We start from the raw sequence: 1,545 nt of genomic DNA, 5'->3' as shown, positions 1-1,545 counted from the left end.
TTGTAATAAGCTTTTAAAACAGGCATTTGCAATCGCCAAATCTGGGTTAATATATGACGATACTTTCAGAAGTGTGTTGGTGAAAAATTAAGTGAATTTTACTTGTTTTTTACCACAGTACTTTGTTATGTGCTTTTATTCCTCTATGGGTTTCCGTATCTATTCTTTCTTTCATCACCAGGGAAAGCAGAAAGAATAAAGTTTACAATTGGAATCAGGAATAAGAATCCATTTTTACCTGTATCTTGAATTCTTCTAAATCCTAAAGAAATAAGAGGTATGATGTAGACATAACGATAATATATATCAATTTTATCAATACCGTGTATTTTTTTTGTCATCACTAAGATAAGTGATATTCCAAAATTTATTAAAACAAAATACCAAAATTCTTTTAGATTAGACCGACCTTTAAAATTTAAAATATTAATGAAAGGTTTTAAAAAATAATTGTGCATAATTTTTAATTTTTAACAGTTATCTACTCCACAAGATACAAAATTATTAGCTACACACGCAAACCCTTCGATTATGCAAAGTGTTGTGTCGAACCAATTCAAATCATCAATCCTATCACGGGTACATTGACGAATTCCCTCATAGTTACAAGGATATTCTTTTTTTAGATATAATTTATCATTTTCTGTAGAATTCATTTTTTCTCCATTAACGATAATAGATTCATACACAATTTCTTCATCAATTTTTAGTAATATCGTTCCATTAATATTAGATGAATTTGTTTTAAGATAATTTTCTAATCCCTCATTTGTATCAAATTCAGGTATTGGGTTTTCTGATATAAAAGATAATTCTGCCGTATGTTCTGATGTGTTTTCTAATTTATTTTTATTTGATTTTAAACTAAATTTGTTATTACCCTTATCAAATATTAATGTTCCACTTGTTTTTAGTTCATTAGTATAATTTACATCATCATTCTCTGAACAAGAAATAAGAATTATACTTGATAAAATAAAAGTTGTAATTGTTAAAATACTTAATTTTAATTTTGTCATTTTCTAAATTTATTGAGTGTCATTTCTTTTTTTAGGACACAATTTATATATTTTCATAGTTGCAAGTTTAAATCCTATTTTGATTTCAGGTTGCTTTCTGTTTTTAAGATGGTTAGTCTTTATCTTTAATTTCTCTTAACCGTTTTTAGTTTCCTCTAAAGTTTGTGATGAAATATTACTTGTAAATATTGATAGTAATAGTAGCATTAAAATATCTTTCATTTTTTTTCATTTTTTAAGTGTGATTGGTAAATGTTTGCCAACGTTGTTGTATAAGCTTTGTTGCGTTGTTTAAGCACCTAATTCAGTAAATAAAAACTGAATAGAAAATCCGCGAAGATTTTCGTAAGTAGGCTGGAACTAGCAATAAATTATATACGTCTTAACTTAGCATTATACTAAATATGTTAACTTAAACAATATAAATTAGAAAGCACAAAAGAGGGGATTAAGGTTATTTTATACGCAGAGACTATAGATCTCGTCAACATTGAAAATCACCTCTCTTTTCTACACAGATTTCGTA

2 protein-coding genes are annotated in these 1,545 nt (G+C 26.6%); both read right to left on the bottom strand.

Annotated features, from left to right (window positions below; translation table 11 throughout):
• Window positions 1–143 precede the first annotated feature (143 nt).
• Window positions 144–458 carry a DUF805 domain-containing protein gene (locus ES045_RS16175; protein WP_147117309.1) on the bottom strand — a complete coding sequence of 105 codons (315 nt, stop codon included), beginning with the start codon at window positions 456–458 and terminating at the stop codon, window positions 144–146.
• A 12-nt stretch (window positions 459–470) separates the two neighbouring features.
• Entirely contained in the window at window positions 471–1,019 is a 549-nt protein-coding gene (locus ES045_RS16170) for a hypothetical protein (RefSeq protein ID WP_147117308.1), read from the bottom strand.
• Window positions 1,020–1,545: the final 526 nt, after the last annotated feature.

It is taken from the genome of Polaribacter sp. IC073 (assembly GCF_007997075.1).
Classification (GTDB): Bacteria; Bacteroidota; Bacteroidia; order Flavobacteriales; family Flavobacteriaceae; genus Polaribacter.
Note: the sequence above shows the minus strand (reverse complement) of the source record. Positions and strands in the feature narration are given on the sequence as shown.

Excerpts from the sequence above, each read along its gene's own strand:
- ES045_RS16175 (WP_147117309.1), bottom strand. The coding sequence starts at position 458 with ATGCACAATTATTTTTTAAAACCTTTCATTAATATTTTAAATTTTAAA.
- ES045_RS16170 (WP_147117308.1), bottom strand. The coding sequence starts at position 1,019 with ATGACAAAATTAAAATTAAGTATTTTAACAATTACAACTTTTATTTTA.